The organism is Curtobacterium sp. MCBA15_007 (genome assembly GCF_001864905.1).
GTDB classification, from domain to species: domain Bacteria; phylum Actinomycetota; class Actinomycetes; order Actinomycetales; family Microbacteriaceae; genus Curtobacterium; species Curtobacterium poinsettiae.
Window position 1 is genome coordinate 40180 of the sequence record NZ_MJGM01000019.1, and the last position, 17341, is coordinate 57520.

At 73.0% G+C, this 17341-nt stretch carries 22 protein-coding genes and 1 riboswitch; of the genes, 13 read left to right on the forward strand and 9 right to left on the reverse strand.

Going from position 1 to position 17341, the window contains the following annotated elements; all coding sequences use genetic code 11:
- The first annotated feature begins 15 nt into the window (after positions 1 to 15).
- Positions 16 to 201: a hypothetical protein gene (locus BIU95_RS09915; protein WP_017886573.1), complete on the forward strand. Its 186-nt coding sequence runs from the start codon at positions 16 to 18 to the stop codon at positions 199 to 201.
- Between the two features lie 103 nt (positions 202 to 304).
- On the opposite strand, the gene BIU95_RS09920 is transcribed toward BIU95_RS09915, so the two are convergent.
- Both BIU95_RS09920 and BIU95_RS09925 read right to left on the reverse strand, forming a co-directional pair.
- Positions 305 to 1336: an NADPH:quinone reductase gene (locus BIU95_RS09920; RefSeq protein WP_071251589.1), complete on the reverse strand. Its 1032-nt coding sequence runs from the start codon at positions 1334 to 1336 to the stop codon at positions 305 to 307.
- 67 nt (positions 1337 to 1403) lie between these two features.
- Entirely contained in the window at positions 1404 to 1766 is a 363-nt protein-coding gene (locus BIU95_RS09925; protein ID WP_071251590.1) for a helix-turn-helix domain-containing protein, read from the reverse strand.
- A 108-nt stretch (positions 1767 to 1874) separates the two neighbouring features.
- Here BIU95_RS09925 and BIU95_RS09930 point away from each other — a divergent pair, with 108 nt between their 5' ends.
- Positions 1875 to 2522, forward strand: coding sequence for an NAD(P)-dependent oxidoreductase (locus BIU95_RS09930; RefSeq protein ID WP_071251602.1), 648 nt, complete (start codon positions 1875 to 1877; stop codon positions 2520 to 2522).
- Positions 2523 to 2699: 177 nt separating this feature from the next.
- On the opposite strand, the gene BIU95_RS09935 is transcribed toward BIU95_RS09930, so the two are convergent.
- Positions 2700 to 4022, reverse strand: coding sequence for an MFS transporter (locus BIU95_RS09935; RefSeq protein WP_017886577.1), 1323 nt, complete (start codon positions 4020 to 4022; stop codon positions 2700 to 2702).
- Positions 4023 to 4206: 184 nt separating this feature from the next.
- Here BIU95_RS09935 and BIU95_RS09940 point away from each other — a divergent pair, with 184 nt between their 5' ends.
- Complete coding sequence (locus BIU95_RS09940) at positions 4207 to 5064, forward strand: LysR substrate-binding domain-containing protein (protein ID WP_017886578.1); 858 nt, start codon at positions 4207 to 4209, stop codon at positions 5062 to 5064.
- A gap of 95 nt (positions 5065 to 5159) precedes the next feature.
- Here BIU95_RS09940 and BIU95_RS09945 read toward each other — a convergent pair whose 3' ends face one another.
- Positions 5160 to 5930, reverse strand: a complete 771-nt coding sequence (locus tag BIU95_RS09945; RefSeq protein ID WP_071251591.1) for a hypothetical protein — start codon at positions 5928 to 5930, stop codon at positions 5160 to 5162.
- A 213-nt stretch (positions 5931 to 6143) separates the two neighbouring features.
- On the opposite strand from BIU95_RS09945, the gene BIU95_RS09950 reads away from it, so the two are divergent.
- A complete protein-coding gene (locus tag BIU95_RS09950; RefSeq protein ID WP_071251592.1) occupies positions 6144 to 7112 on the forward strand; it encodes an aldo/keto reductase in 969 nt (322 codons plus the stop codon).
- 172 nt (positions 7113 to 7284) lie between these two features.
- On the opposite strand, the gene BIU95_RS09955 is transcribed toward BIU95_RS09950, so the two are convergent.
- Positions 7285 to 7920, reverse strand: coding sequence for an NADPH-dependent F420 reductase (locus BIU95_RS09955; RefSeq protein WP_042537370.1), 636 nt, complete (start codon positions 7918 to 7920; stop codon positions 7285 to 7287).
- A gap of 77 nt (positions 7921 to 7997) precedes the next feature.
- On the opposite strand from BIU95_RS09955, the gene BIU95_RS09960 reads away from it, so the two are divergent.
- From BIU95_RS09960 to BIU95_RS09975, 4 genes are all read left to right on the forward strand, one after another.
- Positions 7998 to 8294 carry a GNAT family N-acetyltransferase gene (locus BIU95_RS09960; protein WP_071251593.1) on the forward strand — a complete coding sequence of 99 codons (297 nt, stop codon included), beginning with the start codon at positions 7998 to 8000 and terminating at the stop codon, positions 8292 to 8294.
- 22 nt (positions 8295 to 8316) lie between these two features.
- Complete coding sequence (locus tag BIU95_RS09965; protein WP_042537368.1) at positions 8317 to 8778, forward strand: VOC family protein; 462 nt, start codon at positions 8317 to 8319, stop codon at positions 8776 to 8778.
- Between the two features lie 83 nt (positions 8779 to 8861).
- Positions 8862 to 9332 carry a MarR family winged helix-turn-helix transcriptional regulator gene (locus BIU95_RS18230; protein WP_017886585.1) on the forward strand — a complete coding sequence of 157 codons (471 nt, stop codon included), beginning with the start codon at positions 8862 to 8864 and terminating at the stop codon, positions 9330 to 9332.
- Complete coding sequence (locus BIU95_RS09975; RefSeq protein WP_071251594.1) at positions 9329 to 9838, forward strand: metallophosphoesterase; 510 nt, start codon at positions 9329 to 9331, stop codon at positions 9836 to 9838. The genes BIU95_RS18230 and BIU95_RS09975 overlap by 4 nt, the downstream gene beginning before the upstream one ends.
- A gap of 59 nt (positions 9839 to 9897) precedes the next feature.
- On the opposite strand, the gene thiD is transcribed toward BIU95_RS09975, so the two are convergent.
- From thiD to thiM, 3 genes are all read right to left on the reverse strand, one after another.
- Positions 9898 to 11391 (reverse strand): bifunctional hydroxymethylpyrimidine kinase/phosphomethylpyrimidine kinase, encoded by a 1494-nt coding sequence (gene thiD, locus BIU95_RS09980; protein WP_071251595.1) that lies wholly within the window; start codon positions 11389 to 11391, stop codon positions 9898 to 9900.
- Positions 11388 to 12134 (reverse strand): thiamine phosphate synthase, encoded by a 747-nt coding sequence (gene thiE / locus BIU95_RS09985; RefSeq protein WP_071251596.1) that lies wholly within the window; start codon positions 12132 to 12134, stop codon positions 11388 to 11390. Before thiE ends, thiD begins: the two co-directional genes overlap by 4 nt.
- The gene (gene thiM, locus BIU95_RS09990) at positions 12131 to 12997 is read right to left on the reverse strand and encodes a hydroxyethylthiazole kinase (RefSeq protein ID WP_071251597.1); all 867 of its coding nucleotides are present in this window, start codon (positions 12995 to 12997) and stop codon (positions 12131 to 12133) included. Before thiM ends, thiE begins: the two co-directional genes overlap by 4 nt.
- A riboswitch (TPP riboswitch) is annotated at positions 12986 to 13081 on the reverse strand. It overlaps the preceding gene by 12 nt.
- Before the next feature lie 69 nt (positions 13082 to 13150).
- On the opposite strand from thiM, the gene BIU95_RS09995 reads away from it, so the two are divergent.
- The 4 genes from BIU95_RS09995 to BIU95_RS10010 all read left to right on the forward strand — a co-directional run bounded on the left by BIU95_RS09995 (position 13151) and on the right by BIU95_RS10010 (position 16486).
- Positions 13151 to 14125 (forward strand): NUDIX domain-containing protein, encoded by a 975-nt coding sequence (locus BIU95_RS09995; RefSeq protein ID WP_071251598.1) that lies wholly within the window; start codon positions 13151 to 13153, stop codon positions 14123 to 14125.
- Positions 14126 to 14243: 118 nt separating this feature from the next.
- The gene (locus BIU95_RS10000; RefSeq protein ID WP_071251599.1) at positions 14244 to 14990 is read left to right on the forward strand and encodes a phosphotransferase enzyme family protein; all 747 of its coding nucleotides are present in this window, start codon (positions 14244 to 14246) and stop codon (positions 14988 to 14990) included.
- 119 nt (positions 14991 to 15109) lie between these two features.
- Positions 15110 to 16048: a DnaJ domain-containing protein gene (locus BIU95_RS10005; protein ID WP_042537357.1), complete on the forward strand. Its 939-nt coding sequence runs from the start codon at positions 15110 to 15112 to the stop codon at positions 16046 to 16048.
- 66 nt (positions 16049 to 16114) lie between these two features.
- A complete protein-coding gene (locus BIU95_RS10010) occupies positions 16115 to 16486 on the forward strand; it encodes a hypothetical protein (protein WP_071251600.1) in 372 nt (123 codons plus the stop codon).
- On the opposite strand, the gene BIU95_RS10015 is transcribed toward BIU95_RS10010, so the two are convergent.
- Positions 16480 to 16842, reverse strand: a complete 363-nt coding sequence (locus BIU95_RS10015) for an RNA-binding S4 domain-containing protein (protein ID WP_017886594.1) — start codon at positions 16840 to 16842, stop codon at positions 16480 to 16482. The genes BIU95_RS10010 and BIU95_RS10015 overlap by 7 nt on opposite strands.
- Before the next feature lie 33 nt (positions 16843 to 16875).
- Between BIU95_RS10015 and BIU95_RS10020 the strand changes: the two genes are divergently transcribed.
- Positions 16876 to 17133, forward strand: coding sequence for a hypothetical protein (locus BIU95_RS10020; protein ID WP_231564028.1), 258 nt, complete (start codon positions 16876 to 16878; stop codon positions 17131 to 17133).
- Positions 17134 to 17341 lie beyond the last annotated feature (208 nt).

The following is a 17341-nucleotide window of genomic DNA, read 5'->3' on the forward strand; positions in this document are numbered from 1 at the left end:
ACGTACGATGCCCCCATGACGACCGTGAACCCTGCTCCGCCGTCGTTCGGGCGTGCCCGGATCTCCTCACCGAACTGGAACGACACCACCACCGACGCCGACTACGAAGACCTCGACGTCATCGCCGCCAACATCGAGCGCGAGCGCGCAGCAGCCCGGATCCGGGTCACCGCTGCCATCGCTGCGCGTCTGGGTCGCTGACCCCTCCCGCACCGTCCACCACGAACGGCTCCCACGCATGCGTGGGAGCCGTTCGTCGTCCGCCGAGCCGGAGCCGGACCCGGAGTGGGATCCGGTGTCGCGGCTACGGCGCCTCGGTCACGTCGATGAGCACCTTGCCGACCGTGTCCTGCTCGACCGCGTCGTGCGCCCGGGCGGTCTCCTCGAGCGCGAACCGGGTGAGCGGCAGTCCGGCGTCCTCGCCGACCGGCAGTACGCCGTCGTGCAGCGCCTCGGTGACGTCCTCGGCCGCAGCGGACAGCGCCTCGTCACCGATCGTGTAGAGCAGCAGGAACTGGTAGCGGGCGTTCACGGTCATGTTCGGCCGGATCGGCAGGCTCGCCTCGTCCCCGCCGTTGTTCGCGTAGATCGACACGACGCCGTGGTTCGCCAGCACGTCGGCGACGAGTGTGGCGTTCTGCGGGATCGAGACCTCGACGACGATGTCGACGCCGTCGGGCGCGATCGACCGGATGCGCTCGGCGGCGTCCTCCTCGCGGTAGTTGACGATGTGGTGCGCGCCGGCCGCCGTCGCCAGCGCTGCCTTCGCGTCCGAGCTGATCGTCGTGATGACGGTCGCTCCGGCCCAGCGGGCGAGCTGGATCGCGGCGTGCCCCACGGCGCCGGCACCGCCGGCGACGAGCACGGTGAAGCCGTCCAGGGCATCGGGGCCGAGTCGGGCGGGGCCGTCCTCGTGGGTGGTGAGGGCTCGGTGCGCCGTCATCGCGGGGACCCCGAGCGCGGCGCCGACGTCGAACGAGATGCCGTCGGGCAGCGGGACCACGCGGGACTCGGGGACGACGGTGTACTCCTGCGCGGTGCCGGTCGGCCGTGACGCCGCCGCCATGAACAGCCAGACGCGGTCACCGACGGCCAGTCCCTCCACACCGGGGCCCACGGCGTCGACCACACCGGCGCCGTCCTGGTTCGGCGTGATCTCGGGGAAGGGCAGGCCGTCGCCGTAGGTGCCGCCGGCGCGGGCCTTCCAGTCGGTCGGGTTGACGCCGGAGACGACGACGCGGACGCGGACCTCGCCCGCGCCGGGTTCCGGGATCTCCCGCTCGACGAGTTCGAGGACGCTGCTGGCACCGGGCTTCGTGTAGACGATCGATCGCATGTCCCCAGGCAACCACTCGTCACCGTCGGGGATTCCGAGTGCGCCGGAGCGCAGCGCGCGCCGGAGCTCAGCGCGCGTCGTACCCCTCGCGCGCCACCGCGACGTCGGGCATGTGCGAGGTCGCCCAGTCCTCCAGCGGCACGAGGACCGTGCGCAGGGACCGTCCGAGTTCGGTCAGCTCGTACTCCACGTGCGGCGGGATCTCGGGGAACACCGTGCGCGTGACCATGCCGTCGCGTTCGAGTGCCCGCAGGGTCTGGGTGAGCATCTTCTGCGAGACCCCCTGCACCCGGGCCGCCACCGCCGAGTACCGTGCGGGACCGTCGGCGAGGACGCCGATCGTCAGCACGCTCCAGCGGTCGCCGATGCGGTCGAGCAGCTGCCGACTGGGGCAGTCCGCCGCGTAGGGGCTGTACTCGAGTGCTGACATGGTGTCCTCCGAAACGCACCGCCAGGTGCCTACTTACTCAAAGAGAGTAACTCTTGTACGGTGACTGTCACCGTCACCGACGCCCAGCACGTCCACGAAGGGAACACCATGACCAACATCGTCGTCTTCGGAGGCACCGGCTACGCCGGCTCCGCCATCACCCACGAGGCCCTCTCCCGCGGCCTCACCGTCACCGCGGTCGCCCGCGACACGAGCAAGCTCGAGCCGGCCGAGGGCCTCACCCTGGCGCAGGGCGACGCGTTCGACGCCGACTTCGTGTCCGAGGTCACCAAGGGTGCCGACGTCATCGTCGTCTCGCTCCACGCCGTGCAGGCCGACGGCAGCGAGCTGAAGGACAAGTTCCAGCACTTCGTCGACGCCGCCGCCGCGGCTGGCGCGCGGCTCGGCATCGTCGGCGGTGCCGGCTCGATGCGCGTGTCCGAGGACGGCCCCCGCCTCTTCGACACCGACGGCTTCCCGGACGCCTTCAAGGGCGAGGCGAAGAGCCACGCGCAGATCCTCGACGCCCTCCGCGCCTCGGACACCCAGGTCGACTGGTTCTACGTGAGCCCCGCCGCGGCCTTCGGCAGCTACAACCCGGGCGAGCGCCGCGGCACCTACCGTGCCTCGGACGAGGTCCTGCTCGCCGACGCCGAGGGCAACTCGGACATCTCCGGCGCCGACTACGCGATCGCGTTCGTCGACGAGATCGTCACCCCGGCGCACCACCAGACGCGCTTCGGCGTCGCCTACTGAGGCACTGCCCCTCGAGGGACACCGGTGTTCGCGCAACACACCGCGGGATTCCGCGGCGTCGAGCGTGGACACCGGTGTTTTGCGTACGGCCTGGCGCGACCAAGGGGCGGACGGGAGGCGCGGGGCGGGGCCGCCACGGGCCTCCAGGCCGGCGGGTGGTCACCGCGAAGTCCCGCGTCAGTGCGCGACGATCGCCGGCACCGGCAGGTGGTGTCGCATCCGCACCGCCAGGTGCAGGCCCCCTCGGCGGGCGAGCACGAGCGCGATCACCGCGGCGGCCGCAGCCGGCACGCCACCGGCGACCATCATCCCCACGTGCGCACCGAAGCGGTCGACGACCTGGCCCATCAGCGGGCCGCCGATCGCCTGTCCACCGAGCAGCACCAGGACGTAGAGCGACATCACCCGGCCGCGGATCGCCACGTTCGACGACAGCTGCACGAGCGAGTTCGACGCGGTCTGGAACAGCAGCTGCGACATCCCCACGGCCACGAGCGCGACGGTGAACGGCGCGATCGCGGGGATCGACCCCGACACCACGAGCAGCACGCCCGTCCAGAACACCCCGCCGACGATGGTGCGGAGCCGCACGACGGCCCGACGGGTGGACAGCAGCGCGCCGACCAGGGCGCCGATCGCGACGGCGGAGTTGAACACCCCGTAGCCACCGGCGCCGACGTCGTACACCTGTGACGCGAAGGCGGACAGCAGCACCGGCATCGTCAACGCGAACACCGAGAAGAACGCCACGAGGATCACCGGCACGATGATCGTCGGCTTGTTGACGGCGTAGCGGAGGCCCTCCACGAGCTGCCCCTTGCCCCGCGGTGCCGGGGGCGTGCGGTGCAGTTCGGAGACCTTCAGGAACCCGAGCGTCACGACGACGGCGACACAGGCGATCGCGTTCACGCCGAACGACCAGCCGGCACCGACCGCGACGAGCAGAGCCCCCGACAGTGCCGGACCGATCATGCCGCCGAGCTGGAACACCGACGAGTTCACGCTGATGGCGTTCCGCAGGTGCTTGTGCCCGACGATCTCGGTGACGAACACCTGCCGGGCCGGGTTGTCGATCACGGTGACCATGCCCACCAGGAACGCGATCACCCAGATGTGCCACGCCTCGACGACGCCGGCGAGCGTCAGCACGGCGAGCAGCGCGGACAGCACGGCGAAGACGCCCTGCGTGATCATCATGAGCGCGCGCTTCGAGAACCGGTCGACCAGCACGCCGCCGAGCAGGCCGAACAGCAGCATCGGCGCGAACTGGCAGGCGACCGTGATGCCGACCTGCGCGACCGAGCCGGTCAGCTGCAGCACGAGCCAGTCCTGGGCGATGCGCTGCATCCAGCCGGCGGTCATCGCGACCAGGTTCGTCGCCGTGAACAGCCGGAAGTTCGGCACGGACAGGGCGATGAGCGTGTGGCGCCACGGCGGTCGCGTGGCCTGGATCGGGAGCGGTTCGGTGGGCGGGGGGAGGGTCGTCGGTGACGCGCTCACGGTGCGGGGTTCTCCGGACGTCGGTGTGGATCTGGTACCCCAACGAAACTACGTGGTGCCGAGCCATTCGATACCCCTATGGTGGCTATCAGTCCATTGCGATGTCGAATGACCGCGCGAACGCCCGCATGGGTGGCTGCTCGAACGACAGCTCGAACGCCCGCGCGAACGAACGAGGTGCCCTGTGCTCGATCCGGTCCTGTTGCAGACGTTCCTTGCCGTGGCGGAGACCGGCAGCTTCACGCAGGCCGGCACCCGGCTCGGCATCAGCCAGCCGACGGTGTCGCAGCACGTCCGGCGTCTGGAGACCGCGGTGGCACGCACCCTGGTCGCCCGGGACACCCGTGGCGTCGCGCTCACCGACAACGGGGACGCGATGGCGGGGTTCGCGCGGACGATCCTCGCCGCACACGCCACCGCCGACGCCTACTTCTCCGGCGCGGCCACACGCGGACGGCTCCGGTTCGGCGCTGCGGACGACCTCGCCATCACCCAGCTGCCCCGGATCCTGCGGGACTTCCGGCGGCTGCACCCGCAGGTGAACCTCGAGCTCACGGTGAACCAGTCGTCGCCGCTGCTCCGGCGGGTGCACGCCGGTCAGCTCGACCTGGTGTTCATCAAGCAGACGGCGGGGGAGTCGGCCGAGGGCACCCGGGTCGCCACCGACCAGATGGTGTGGATGGCGCAGGACGGCATCGCCCTGGAACCCGGCGAACCCGTGCCGCTCATCGCGTACCAGGCGCCGAGCATCAGCCGGCAGATGGCGATCGACGCGCTCGAGGCCGCCGGCCGCACCTGGCGGATCACCTGCAACACGCGCGACGTGAACGGCGTGCTGGCCGCGGTGCGCGCGGGCATCGGCGTCGCGGTGTTCCCGCACTCGCTCATCCCGGCGGACCTGGTGAAGGTGTCGCAGCGGCTCGGGCTGCCCGACCTGCCCGCGGTCGACTACGTCCTCATCGCGAACCCGACGGTGCAGCGGGAGCCGATCGACGCCCTGACGAACGCGATCCTGTCGCGCGGGGTCGTCCGCGCCGTCTGAGCGGTCGCGACCTGCGTCCGCCAGCGCTCAGACGCCGGTGTGTCGCCCCCGGTGCGTGTTGCGAGACGCCGGCGTGTTCCATCGACGCCGCAGAGTCATCGATACGCCGCGGCTTTCGGGGGCGTCTTGACGTCCCCGGGGCGTCGCACCGAGACGCCGGCGTCTGAGCGGTCGCGGCGCCACGGGGCGAGCATCGGGGTCACGCCGGTTCCGGTGACGTCCGGCAGCGTCACCCCCGCGAGCGGCAGCAGCGCCGCGGCGACCGCCCACAGCAGCACGACGGTGCCGACACCACCGAGCACGGCGCCGAGCAGCGCGACCGGCCGCTGCCACGTGGCTGTCCGGTCGCGCAGCGCCACGATCGAGACCACCAGCGCGAGCAGTCCGAGCACCACGCCGACGCCGTGCACGGTCGACGGCGCGGTGAACCACCAGGCGGCCAGACCGATCGTCGCGATGCCGGCGACGGCACCGAGCCCCGCCCCGGCGGTCACGCCGAGTGCACGGCGCGGCTCCGGTGCGGCGGCTCCGGGCACGGGCTGTTCCAGCAGCTCGGTCGGGAGGCCCGCATCGCCCCCGCCACCACACCGCGGCACCGGGGTCGGCGCGGTCACGACCGTGGTCGCGTCGGCGGGGGACGCCGCGGCGTGCAGCACGGTGTCGAACGACCGGGCGGGAGCGGGGCCGAGCACCTGTGCGGGGGCGGGGTCGGCCGACCGTGCGGCGGCCTGCTGGTGGGCGAAGCGTCGGGGCGTCCGGGAGCCGATCGGGCCGACCCGGGCGACCGTGGTCGGTCGGACCGGCGCCGCGTGGGCGGCGCGCGACGAGGCGGGGGTGGGGCGGGCCTCCCGGCCGGAGGCGTTCACGTGGCCGGCGGCGGCGACCCACTCGGGGGGCGACCTCGTCGACGGGCGGCGCGGTCTGCCAAGCCGGGACGGGCCGACGGGGACGGTCCGATTCGGGCATGCGATGCGCTGCCACTGCGGCGCTCCTCTCCGTCGACTGATCCGTGCTCAGTCGTAGCGGCAACCGCTGCGGGGGTCGCAGCCCCGGTTCGGGGTCGCCGGTACGTTCGGGGCATGACCGGAATCGAACACCGTCCACTGGGCCCCTCCGGGCTCGTCGTCTCCACCGTCGGCCTCGGCTGCAACAACTTCGGGCGGCGGGGCACCGCGTCCGAGTCGCAGGAAGGCACCGACGCCGTCGTGTCCGCGGCCCTCGACGCCGGGGTGACGCTCTTCGACACCGCCGACATCTACGGCGGCGTGCCGGGCATGTCCGAGGAGATGCTCGGACGCTCGATCCGCGGTCGACGCGACGAGATCGTCCTCGCCACGAAGTTCGGCATGGACATGCAGGGCGCGAACGGTCCGGACTGGGGCGTCCGCGGATCCCGCCGGTACGTGCGGCTCGCCGTCGAGTCGTCGCTCCGGCGCCTCGGGACGGACCGGATCGACCTGTACCAGATGCACCGGCCCGACGACGTGACGCCGATCGAGGAGACCCTGTCGGTCCTCGACGACCTGGTCCGCGAGGGCAAGATCCGGTACGTCGGCCACTCGAACTTCGCGGGGTGGCAGATCGCCGAGGCGGAGCTCACGGCGTCGATCGCCGGCACCACGGCGTTCGTGTCCGCGCAGAACGAGTACAGCCCGCTCGCCCGGGCTGCCGAGGCCGAGGTCCTACCGGCCGTGCGGGCGTACGCGCTCGGGTTCCTGCCGTTCTTCCCGCTGTACAACGGGCTGCTCACCGGCAAGTACACGAAGGCGGGCGGCCCGGCCGACGGACGGCTGACGACCTCGAAGCCGCAGCTGCTCGAGGCCGCACCGTGGGAGGTCCTCGACGACTACCAGCGGTTCTGCGACGACCGTGGCGTCACGATGCTGCAGGCGACGTTCGCGTGGCTCCTGGCGCAGCCGGGGCTGTCGAGCGTCATCGCGGGGGCGACGAAGCCGGAGCAGATCACGCAGAACGTCGAAGCGGGGACCACCTGGACGCCGACCGAGGACGACATCGCCGACATGACGACGATCTTCGACCGGGCCTGAGCGGGCGCGGTCGGGTCGCGCTGGGTGTTTCGCGCTGGGTACCTAGCGCTGGGTGTTTCGCGCTGAGCGACCACTCACGGGCGGTGGGGCCAGTGAGGTGTCGCTCAGCGCGAAACGGCGGCTGCGCGGCGGCGGTGGTGATGCTGCTGCGCCGAGCCGTGGACCAGCGGGACTAGCGGGTGGCGGCGGCCAGGGCGTCGCGCATCTCGGCGACGGTCAGCCGCGGGCCGTAGCCGGGGGTGTCCCGCTGGATGCGCCAGCCCTCGGCGAGGGGCCCGGCGTCGACGACGTCGAAGCCGAACGCGTCGATGAGTTCGGTGACGGTCTGCTTGGCGGTGTCGTCGTCGCCGGCGATGACGAGGGCACGGCGGTCCGGCGTGCCGGCGGGCGTCGCGTGGCCGGTCAGGTCGTCGGCGGCGATGTGGTTGAACGCCTTGACGACCAGGGCACCGGGCAGGTGGTCCTGCAGCATCTCCGCGGTGGTGGTGGACTGGTCGTCGAGTGCGGCGATGTGGCCGTCGCGCTCCCAGTAGTAGTTGTTCGTGTCGATGACGACCTTGCCGTCCAGGGGTTCGACGGGGATCGTCTCGATCGCGGCGAGGGGGACCGTCACGACGACGATCTCGCCCGCTGCAGCTGCTTCGTCGCGGGTCGCCGCACGTGCCGAGTCGCCGAGTTCCGTGACCAGGTCGGTCAGGGTCTCCGGGCCGCGGGAGTTCGCGATGACGACCTGGTGGCCGTTCCGTACCGCGAGTCGTGCGAGCTGGGATCCGATGTTGCCGGCGCCGATGATTCCGATGGTTGTCATGTGTCCGGGCAACGTCTGCCGGACGCCGCCCATTCCCCTGACGGCACGACGCGCCCGCTCGGAGCATGATGGCGGGCATGGACCACGAGTTCCGCGACGAGACCGATCAGGACCGGTACGCGATGTACGTCGGCGGCGAGCTCGTGAGCGTGCTCGACTACCGGGTGAACGGTGACGCCGTGGCGTTCCCGCACACGTACACGGTCCCGAAGCACCGCGGCCACGGCTACGCGGCGCAGCTCGTCGAGTACGCGGTCGCCGACGTCGAGTCGACGACCACGAAGCGCATCGTCCCGATGTGCTGGTTCGTCGGCAAGTGGTTCGACGACCACCCTGAGAAGGCCGACCTGCTCAGTCGCAGCGCCGCGGACTGAGCACCGAACGAAGGGGCTCCCCGTGCCCGCCATCACACCGTTCCTGTGGTACGACGACCAGGCCGAACAAGCCGCCGAGTACTACGTCGGACTGTTCCCCGACAGCCGCGTCGACAGCGTCAGCCGGATGCCGGACGGCCGCGCCCTCGTCGTCGAGTTCACCCTGCTCGGGACCCCGTACCGCGCGATGAACGGCGGTCCCGGCCACCCGCACACCGACGCGGTCTCGTTCCAGGTCGACGTGGACACCCAGGACGAGCTCGACCGCCTGTGGGACGCCCTGCTCGCCGACGGCGGGAGCCCGATGGCGTGCGGATGGCTCACCGACCGCTGGGGTCTGGCGTGGCAGGTGACCCCGTCGATGCTGGGGGAGCTGATGAGCGGATCGGGTGACCCCGACGCCAACGCTCGGGTCTTCGAGGCCATGATGCAGATGGTCAAGCTGGACATCCCGGCGCTGCAGGCCGCGGCCGCCGGTCACTGACCGCACTCCAGGCCGACCCGCCGGTATGGTGACCGGACGAGAAGACCGCCGGCCGGCGCCGGCACCGACAGGCTGGAGCCACCATGGACCACCCGAGCTCCAAGGTCCGGAACAGCGACATCAGCAGGGCGTACACCGAGCTGGCCCGCATCACCCGTCGGGCGAGCATCCGTGCCCGGGGCTCGGACCAGGTGCTGAGCGTCGTCGACCAGTCCCTCGTCGACTTCGTGGTGCAGCACCCGGGTTGCATGGCCATCGACATCGCCCGGTACCTGCGGCTGAACCGTTCGACGATCTCGCGGCAGCTGTCCGGGCTCCTGGCGACCGGGCTGGTGCGGACGACCGACGGTGGCAGCGGCAACGCGAAGCCCCTCGAGGTGACCGACGCCGGCCGCGCGGCGCTCGAGCGGTCCGTGCAGCTGCACCGCGACGCGCTCGACGAACGGCTCGCCGACTGGTCGGACGACGACATCGCGCTCCTCGCCGGGCTGCTGGAGCGCCTCGGTGCCGCGGACGAGGCCGGGCTCCCGATGCCAGCACCCACCGAGCCGTGACGACGTCGTTCGTCCTGCTGTCCGACACCCACCTGCCGAAGCGCGCGAAGGACCTGCCGTCCGGGCTGTGGGACGACATCGACGCCGCCGACCTGGTGGTGCACGCGGGGGACTGGATCGACCTCGCCACCCTCGACGCCGTGCAGGCGCGGTCCCGACGGTTCGAGGGTGTGCGGGGCAACAACGACGGCCCGGAGTTCGACGACCGCCTGCCGCTCGTCGCCCGCTTCGGGGTCGAGGACCTGCGGTTCGCCCTGGTGCACGAGACCGGCGCGTCGACCGGCCGGGAACGCCGGATGGACGCCGAGTACCCCGACACCGACGTGCTCGTCTTCGGCCATTCGCACATCCCGTGGGACACCGTGGCGCCGTCGGGGATGCGCCTGCTGAACCCGGGCTCGCCGACCGACCGCCGTCGCCAGCCCGACCACACGTGGATGCGCGGCACGGTCAGCGGTGCCGTGCTGTCCGTCGAGCTGGTGCGGCTGCCCCCGGTCGCCCGCTAGTCCCACCCGAGACCCGGCCCCGAGGCGTGTCCTCGGGGAAGTCGCCCGAGGACCGTCCGTCAGCGCGAGACCCAGGCGTCGTGTGCGGCCGTCGGCATCCGGAAGAAGGCGAGCTCCCATGCTGTCGACCGCCGGAACGCCCGCGCCATCCGCCCCCGCTCGTCGGGCGTCGCCGCACGGGCGAGTTCCTCGACGAGCCGGGTCGCCTCGGCGCTCGACGCCGCGAACCCCGGGTCCCCGTACGCCGTGATCCAGTCGGCGAAGGCGTGCCCGTCCTGCGCGACGCCGAGCTGCGAGCCGACCCAGGCGTAGACCCGGAAGCACGGCAGCACCGCGGCGGCCAGCACCGCCTGAGAGCCGGCGTCGGCGGCCTCCTGCAGGTGCGCGAGGTACCCGGCGCACGTGGGGTGCACGGGATCGTCGGCGTGCGAGCCGGCCAGCCGACGGTGGTGCAGGTCGCGCGCCTCGTCGGCACACCCCTGCGCCGCCGCCGCCCAGAACGCAGCAGCACCGGCAGCGGTAGCACCGACCCCGAGCGCCGCCAGGTGCCGTTCGTACGCCCGCAGGTAGTGGACGTCCTGCGCCAGGTACCCGGCGAACACCTCCGGCTCGAGCGTCCCGTCCCGGAGCCCCACCAGGAACGCGCAGTCGATCGTCTCCTGCAGCACCGTCGCCGCGTCCGCCCACCACACGTCCGTGTACGACAGCGCCGGCAGGGCGGCTCGAGTCAGCGCGCCGTGGTCGATCGGACCGTTGCCGCTGCCCACCGACAGGGCGTCGGCTCCGCGGAGCGCCGCCGTCAGCCACTCCTTCGCCACCCCGAGCGCGAGTTCCCAGTCGCCGTGCCGCGCGGCGAGCGTCGCGATCGCACTGGACAGCGAGCACCCGGTGCCGTGCGTGTTCGTCGTCGCGACCCGGGGACCCGTGAACACCCGCACGGTGCCGTCCGGCGCCACGAGCACGTCGTCCGACGTCGGTCCCTCGTCGTGGCCTCCCTTCGCCAGCACGAGGACGTCCCACCGCGCCGCCACGGCACGCGCGGCATCCAGCGACGACGCCGACGAAGCCGCCGAGGAAGCCGCACCAGGACCAGCCGCACCGGACCCGGCCAGCTCCGCCAGCACCGCCAGCTCGGCCCGGTTCGGGGTCACCAGGTCGGCGAGCGCGAACAGCGCCCCCATGGCTGCGGCCGCGTCCTCGTCGAGCAGCCGGTCCCCGCTCGTCGCCACCATCACCGGGTCGACGACGACCACCGGCGGCCGGTGCTCCCGCAGCCAGTCCGTCACGACCCGCACGACGTCGACGGTGCCGAGCATCCCGATCTTCACCGCGTCGACCACCACGTCGTCCGACACCGCGTCGAGCTGCTCCCGCAGGAACCCGACGTCCGGCACGTGCACCGACCGCACCCCGTGCGTGTTCTGCGCGACGAGCGCCGTCACGACGCCCATGCCGTACCCGTCGTGTGCGGCGATCGCCTTGAGGTCCGCCTGCATCCCGGCCCCGCCCGTCGGGTCGGTCCCGGCGATGCTCAGCACCCGCGGGACGCTCATGCGTCCGCCCCGCGCCGCGTGAAGACCGGGAGGACCGGTACACCTTCTGCGAGCCGCCCCGCCTCCGCCCCGTGGCCGGTTCCAGGGCCCCAGGCGGCCACGTACGCCGCCGCCGCGGACCCCGGGTCGGCCGCGGCGCAGATGCCCGACACGATCGCGACGCCCGCGGCACCGGCTGCCCGGAGCGGCACGACGTCGTCGAGGGTCACCCCACCGATCGCCACGCACGGCACGTCGGTCGCGGCGGCCAGCCGGGCGAACCCGTCGTGGCCGAGGGCCGGCGGGTGGTCGGCCTTCGTCGCCGTGGGGTGCACGACCCCGACACCGAGCAGGTCGACGGTGCCGCGGGGGAGCCGCTCGACGACGGCCAGGTGCGCGAGCGTGTTCGCCGTGAGGCCCACGTGGGCGTCCGCTCCGAGCAGGGCGCGGGCGACGGCCACGGGGACGTCGGACTGGCCGAGGTGCACGCCCGCGACCCGGTGTCCGGCGTGCCGAGCGGCGAGGGCCACGTCGAGCCGGTCGTCGACGACCACGGTCGCACGGTCCCCGACGGCGTCTGCGACCGCGGCGGTGAGCGCCAACAGGTCACGCGCCGAGGCGTCCTTGTCCCGCACCTGCACGATCCGGACCCCGGCGTGCACGGCGGCGCGGACGACCCCGAGCACCCCGATGCCGTGCCGGTCGGCCAGGGCGCCGTCGGTCACCAGGTAGACGCCGAACCCGGCGGACTGCAGCCCGCTCATGCCGACACCGCCCGGGTGTCGACCGCAGGAGCCGTCTCGACCGTGATCCGGGCCTCGCGGACGACATCCTCCGGGGTCAGCGACGCCAACCGGTCGAGGAACAGCGGCTGGAAGGTCCCCGGCCCACCGGCGTCCCGTGCCGCGAGCTCCGCGGCGATCGTGTGCACGGCGGTGGCAGCGACGGCAGCGGCACCCGCGTCCTCCGGCGCGACCGACGTGAACGCGGCGACGACCGCGCCGAGCGCACACCCGCCACCGGTGATCCGCGTGAGCAGGTCGGTCCCGTTCGCCACCCGGACCACACCGATGCCCGGCGCGACCAGCAGGTCGACCGCCCCCGACACGGCCACCGCGGCCACGAGCCTCCCGTCCGAAGCAGTGACGGACGCGACCCGGGCGTCCTCCGTGCCCACGGTGCTGTCGACCCCGCGGCCACCGGCCGAGTCGCCGAGCAGGGCGAGCACCTCGGAGGCGTTGCCCCGCAGCACCGTCGGGTGCAACGCGAGCAGGTCCCGCGCCAGGGCGGTGCGCACCGGCAGCGAGCCGACCGCCACCGGGTCGAGGACCCACGGAGTGCCCGCGTCCCGGGCGGCGTGCACGGCCTCGAGCGCGGCGACCCGCGGTTCGGCGTGCGGAGTGCCGGTGTTCACCAGCAGGGCGTCCGCGACCCGGGCGAACGGCCCCGCCTCGGTCGCCACGTCGACCATCGCGGGCGAGGCCCCGAGTGCGAGCAGCACGTTCGCCGTGACGTTCTGCACGACGGTGTTCGTGATGCACTGCACCAGCGGGGCCCGGGCACGCACGGCCTCGAGCAGTTCGGCGGTTCGGTGGGCCCAGGCAGGGGAGGGCGCAGCGGTTTCCATGGACGATCCCTTCGCGAGTACGAGCTCGAGCAGGTTCGACGGGTGTGATCTCAGCCGCTGGATGCGGCACCCCGTGTCTCGAGCGACACCGTACACGACGCCCGGTGACCACTTCGAGGCCCGCTCCGGGCACCGTGTGCCAGGGTTGGACCCGTGCCAGACGCAACGCCTCCCGGGCCCCCACCCGGCCCCCGCGACCCCGGTGACGCCTGGGCGGTCGGCCCCGACGGCACCAAGGCGTGGGGACGCTTCGGCGCCGCCGGCCTGCTCGTCGACGACGGCGCCGGCCGCGTGCTCCTGCAGCACCGCGTCGAGTGGAGCCACCACGGCGGCACCTGGGGCATCCCCGGCGGCGCACGGCACCAGGGCGAAGCAGCCGTGACCGCCGCCCTCCGCGAGTCCGCCGAAGAAGCCGGCGTCCCCGACGACGCGATCGCCCTGCGCCACACGGCGCTGCTCGACCTGGGGTTCTGGACCTACACGACCGTCGTGGGGCGCGCCTCCCGACCCTTCGAACCCGTCATCGCCGACCGCGAGAGCCTCGCGCTGTCGTGGATCCCGATCGACCAGGTCGACGACCTGCCCCTGCACCCCGGGTTCGGCAGGTCGTGGCCGGCGCTCCGCGCCACGGTCGCGACCACCCCGCACGTCGTCGTCGACGCGGCGAACGTCGTCGGCAGCGTGCCCGACGGGTGGTGGAAGGACCGAGCCGGTGCCGCGTCACGGCTGCTGGCACAGGTGTCGGCGCTCGCCGCGGGCGGGGTGTCCGCGACCTTGCTCGACCTGCCGTTCGCACGGTGGTGGCCCCGGTGGACCGTGGTGCTCGAGGGCGAGGCCCGTGCCGCTGGCTCCGCGGAGCCCGCGGACCCAGACCACGGCACTGGCACTGGCACCGGCACTGCCACCGGCCTTGGCACGGCCACCAGCACCGGCGCCGCCACCGGTGCTGTCGACGTCGTCCGTGCCCCTGCCTCCGGCGACGACGCAATCGTCGAGTCCGCCCGGGCAGCGGTCCGGGCCGGTGACGGGCCGGTCGTCGTCGTGACGGCCGACCGCGAGCTCCGTGACCGCGTCGAGGCCCTCGGCGCGACCGTCCACGGGCCGTCCTGGTTGCGCGACCAGCTCTGAGGCCAGCTCGGCCGCGGGGACCGACGCGCCGTGTTCCGGATGTCGACGGAGCGCCCGTCGCTCGCTTGCCGGTACGCTGGCCCTCCGTCAACGGAGACGCAACAGCAGGAGGTTCCCCTTGGAGCGCATCACCAGGGCCGACGACCGAGTCCACCGCCCCGCAGGGCTGTGGACACCCACGGTGCACCGGCTGCTCGCCCACCTGCACGAGCAGGGGTTCGTCGCCGCGCCGGAACCGATCGCCCTCGGTGACACCCTCGAGACGGTCTCGTTCGTCCCCGGCGTCGCGGGGGAGTACCCCTGGACGGAAGACATCGCCAGCGAGGCCGCCCTCGTGACCAGCGCCCGCCTGCTCCGCCAGTTCCACGACGCCGCCGCCAGCTTCCCGCGCAGCGCCGAGGACGACCTCTGGTCCCAAGCCGACCGGGCCCCGGTCGAGACGATCGTGCACGGCGACTTCGCCCCGTACAACTGCGTCTACGACGGCATCGCCGCCGTCGGCCTGATCGACTTCGACACCGCGCACCCCGGCCCCCGCGTCTGGGACGTCGCGAGTGCCGTCTACCGGTTCGCACCGTTCACCACCGGTGCGGTCGAGGGCTCGACCACCCCCGACCTCGCCGAGCGGCTCGCTCGGGCCGCGGAGTTCTGCCGCGCCTACGCCCTCGACGACCGCTCCCGCGGAGTCCTCGCCGAGACGATGATCGCTTCCCTGGTCGCCCTCGTCACGACGATCGAGCACGAAGCCGCGGCCGGCAACCCGAAGTTCGTCAGCGACCTGCAGCACGGCCACGCCGACCTGTACCGCGCCGACGTCGCCTACCTGGAGCAGCACGCAGCAGCCATCACCGCCGCCGTCGCGTGACCACCGGCACGGCCGATCCGCAGCTATCGAGTTGGTGCAGGACCAGCGGCACGGGCGCAGACCGTACCCAGCAACCATGCGGCGGACTCCGACACTGCCTCCGGTAATGTCGCAGGGCCATGACGGACAGCCCGGCCGACGCCACCCCCTACGAAGTCCTCGGCGTCCCCGCGACGGCTGACGACGAAGCGCTCCGCCGCGCCTACCGACGGGCTGCCCGCGAGACGCACCCCGACCTCGGCGGCGACGCCCAGCGCTTCCGCCAGGTCCAGCTCGCATGGGAGCGCATCGGCACGCCGGCAGCCCGGCGCGCGTACGACATCGGGTCCCGCGCGTACGGCGCGTCCGGTCCGTCCGGGGCGACCGCCGGCAGGGGTGACACCGGTCGCGACGCCTACGCGCCCCCGGCAGCGCGTCGCGACACACGCCCCCGGGCCCGGTCCCACGGACACCCCGGCGGTCGGTCACGCGAGGTCTTCCTGCAGGCCGAGCGCGAGTGGGTCGGCCTCGGCGACCCCATCGAGGACCCCTACGACCCCACCCTCATCCGCTCCGCGCCCCGCCACATCCGGCGGCTGCTCGCCGAGGCCCTGGCCGAAGAGGCGACCGCCTTGATCGTCTCCGACATGGGGATCGGCGTCACGGTGTGGCACGACCTCGACGCCGGGGCCGAGGGCAAGCTCGACCACGCCGTCCTGACCCCGAGCGGACTCTGGGCCGTCGAGTCCATCGACTGGGGTGCGCCGGTCCACGTCGAGCACGGCGAGATCGTCGGCGAGACGCTCGCACCGGGGGAGCGACCCGTCAAGGAACTCGTCCGCGCCGCCCGTGCCGTGCAGAAGCAGACCCGGGTGCGGTTCTCCGGCCGGCTGCTCGTCGTGCCGGACACCGCCGTCACCGAGGACGTGCAGCTCGTCGGCTCCCCGAAGAAGCCCACGGCGCTCGTCGTCCGCCGGAGCGCGCTGCCCCAGGTGCTGAACGGCGTCTGGTCGCCGGCCGGTTCGGTCGACGTGTTCGAGATCCGCGACCGTCTGCAGCAGACCGTCCGCTTCGTCTGACCCCCGACCGCTGGCCCGGACCCCGGGTTCCGACCGTCACCGTCCGACGCGTCGTACGATCACGGCATGCGCGAAGAGGTCGTCGTCGTGGTCGGCGGGTGGGAGCACGACTGCTGCGGGCCCGCGTACGAACGGGAGACCACGGCGGCCTTCTCCGCGTACGGCAGGACGCCGCGGTTCGCCGAGTCCCGGCACCACGACGACCCGTTCGGCATCACGGAGTTCCGGGGCCGGGTGGCCGACCTGTTCGTCATCGCCGAGGACGGCACCCGCATCCCCGTCCACCGCGTCCCGTCCGGTCGTGCGCTGGGCGGATCGGACCCGGACGACGACGGGCACCTCGAGGCTCCGTGGACCGGAGAACGGATCGAGGTCGAGTCCGACACGTTCGAGATCGTGGTCGATGTCTACGTGCCCGGGTCCGGGAAGCGTCAGTAGCCGCGGAGCTTCTCGAGGTCGCGGCGCTCCCGCTTGCTCGGCCGTCCGGCACCGCGCTCCCGCATCGGGACGAACCCGGCCTCTTCCTTCGACAGCCGCGGCGGGGTCTTGTCCTCGAAGTGCTTCGCGGCCTCGGGGGCGCTCGTGCGCTTCAGGATGATGCCCGTCACCATGACGATCCGGTCGAAGCCGTTCTGCCGCACCCGCACCTCGTCGCCGGGACCGATCGGCTGCGCCGGCTTCGCGCGTTCCCCGTTCACCCGGACGTGACCGGCCTTGCACGCGGCGGTCGCGGCCGACCGGGTCTTCGTGATCCGGACGGCCCAGATCCAGCTGTCGACCCGGGCCTTCTCCATGCCGACACTCTAGGCGGCCCGTACCCTGGGGCGGTGCAGGCGGACGAACAGGCGGCCATCGCGCGGGACCGTGCGCTCGGAGTGCTCCGCGACGCCGCCATCGGGGACCGCCTGGTGGTCCGCGCACACCACGGGGACGGCGCGCAGGACGCGCTCGGGGACCTGGTGACCCGGACGTCCGACGCCGTGACGATCTCGACCCGCCGGGGCCCGGTCGAGGTCCGGCTCGTCGACGTCGTCGCCGCGAAGCCCGTCCCGCCGCCCCCACCCGCGCGGCCCGCGCGGCGCTGACGCGCTCGGCTCGCACCGTGCGGGATTCGCGGAGCCGGGGTCGCACGGTGCGGACTTCGTCGGTGGGTGCGTGGCCGGAGGCTCGGTGCGGGGTTGTGGTGCCGCACGGAGCCACCAGCTCCGCACGGTGTGGCGCGGCCGGCACCGTGCGGGATTCGCGGAGCCGGGGTTGCACGGTGCGGACTTCGTCGGCGGGTGCGTGGCCGGA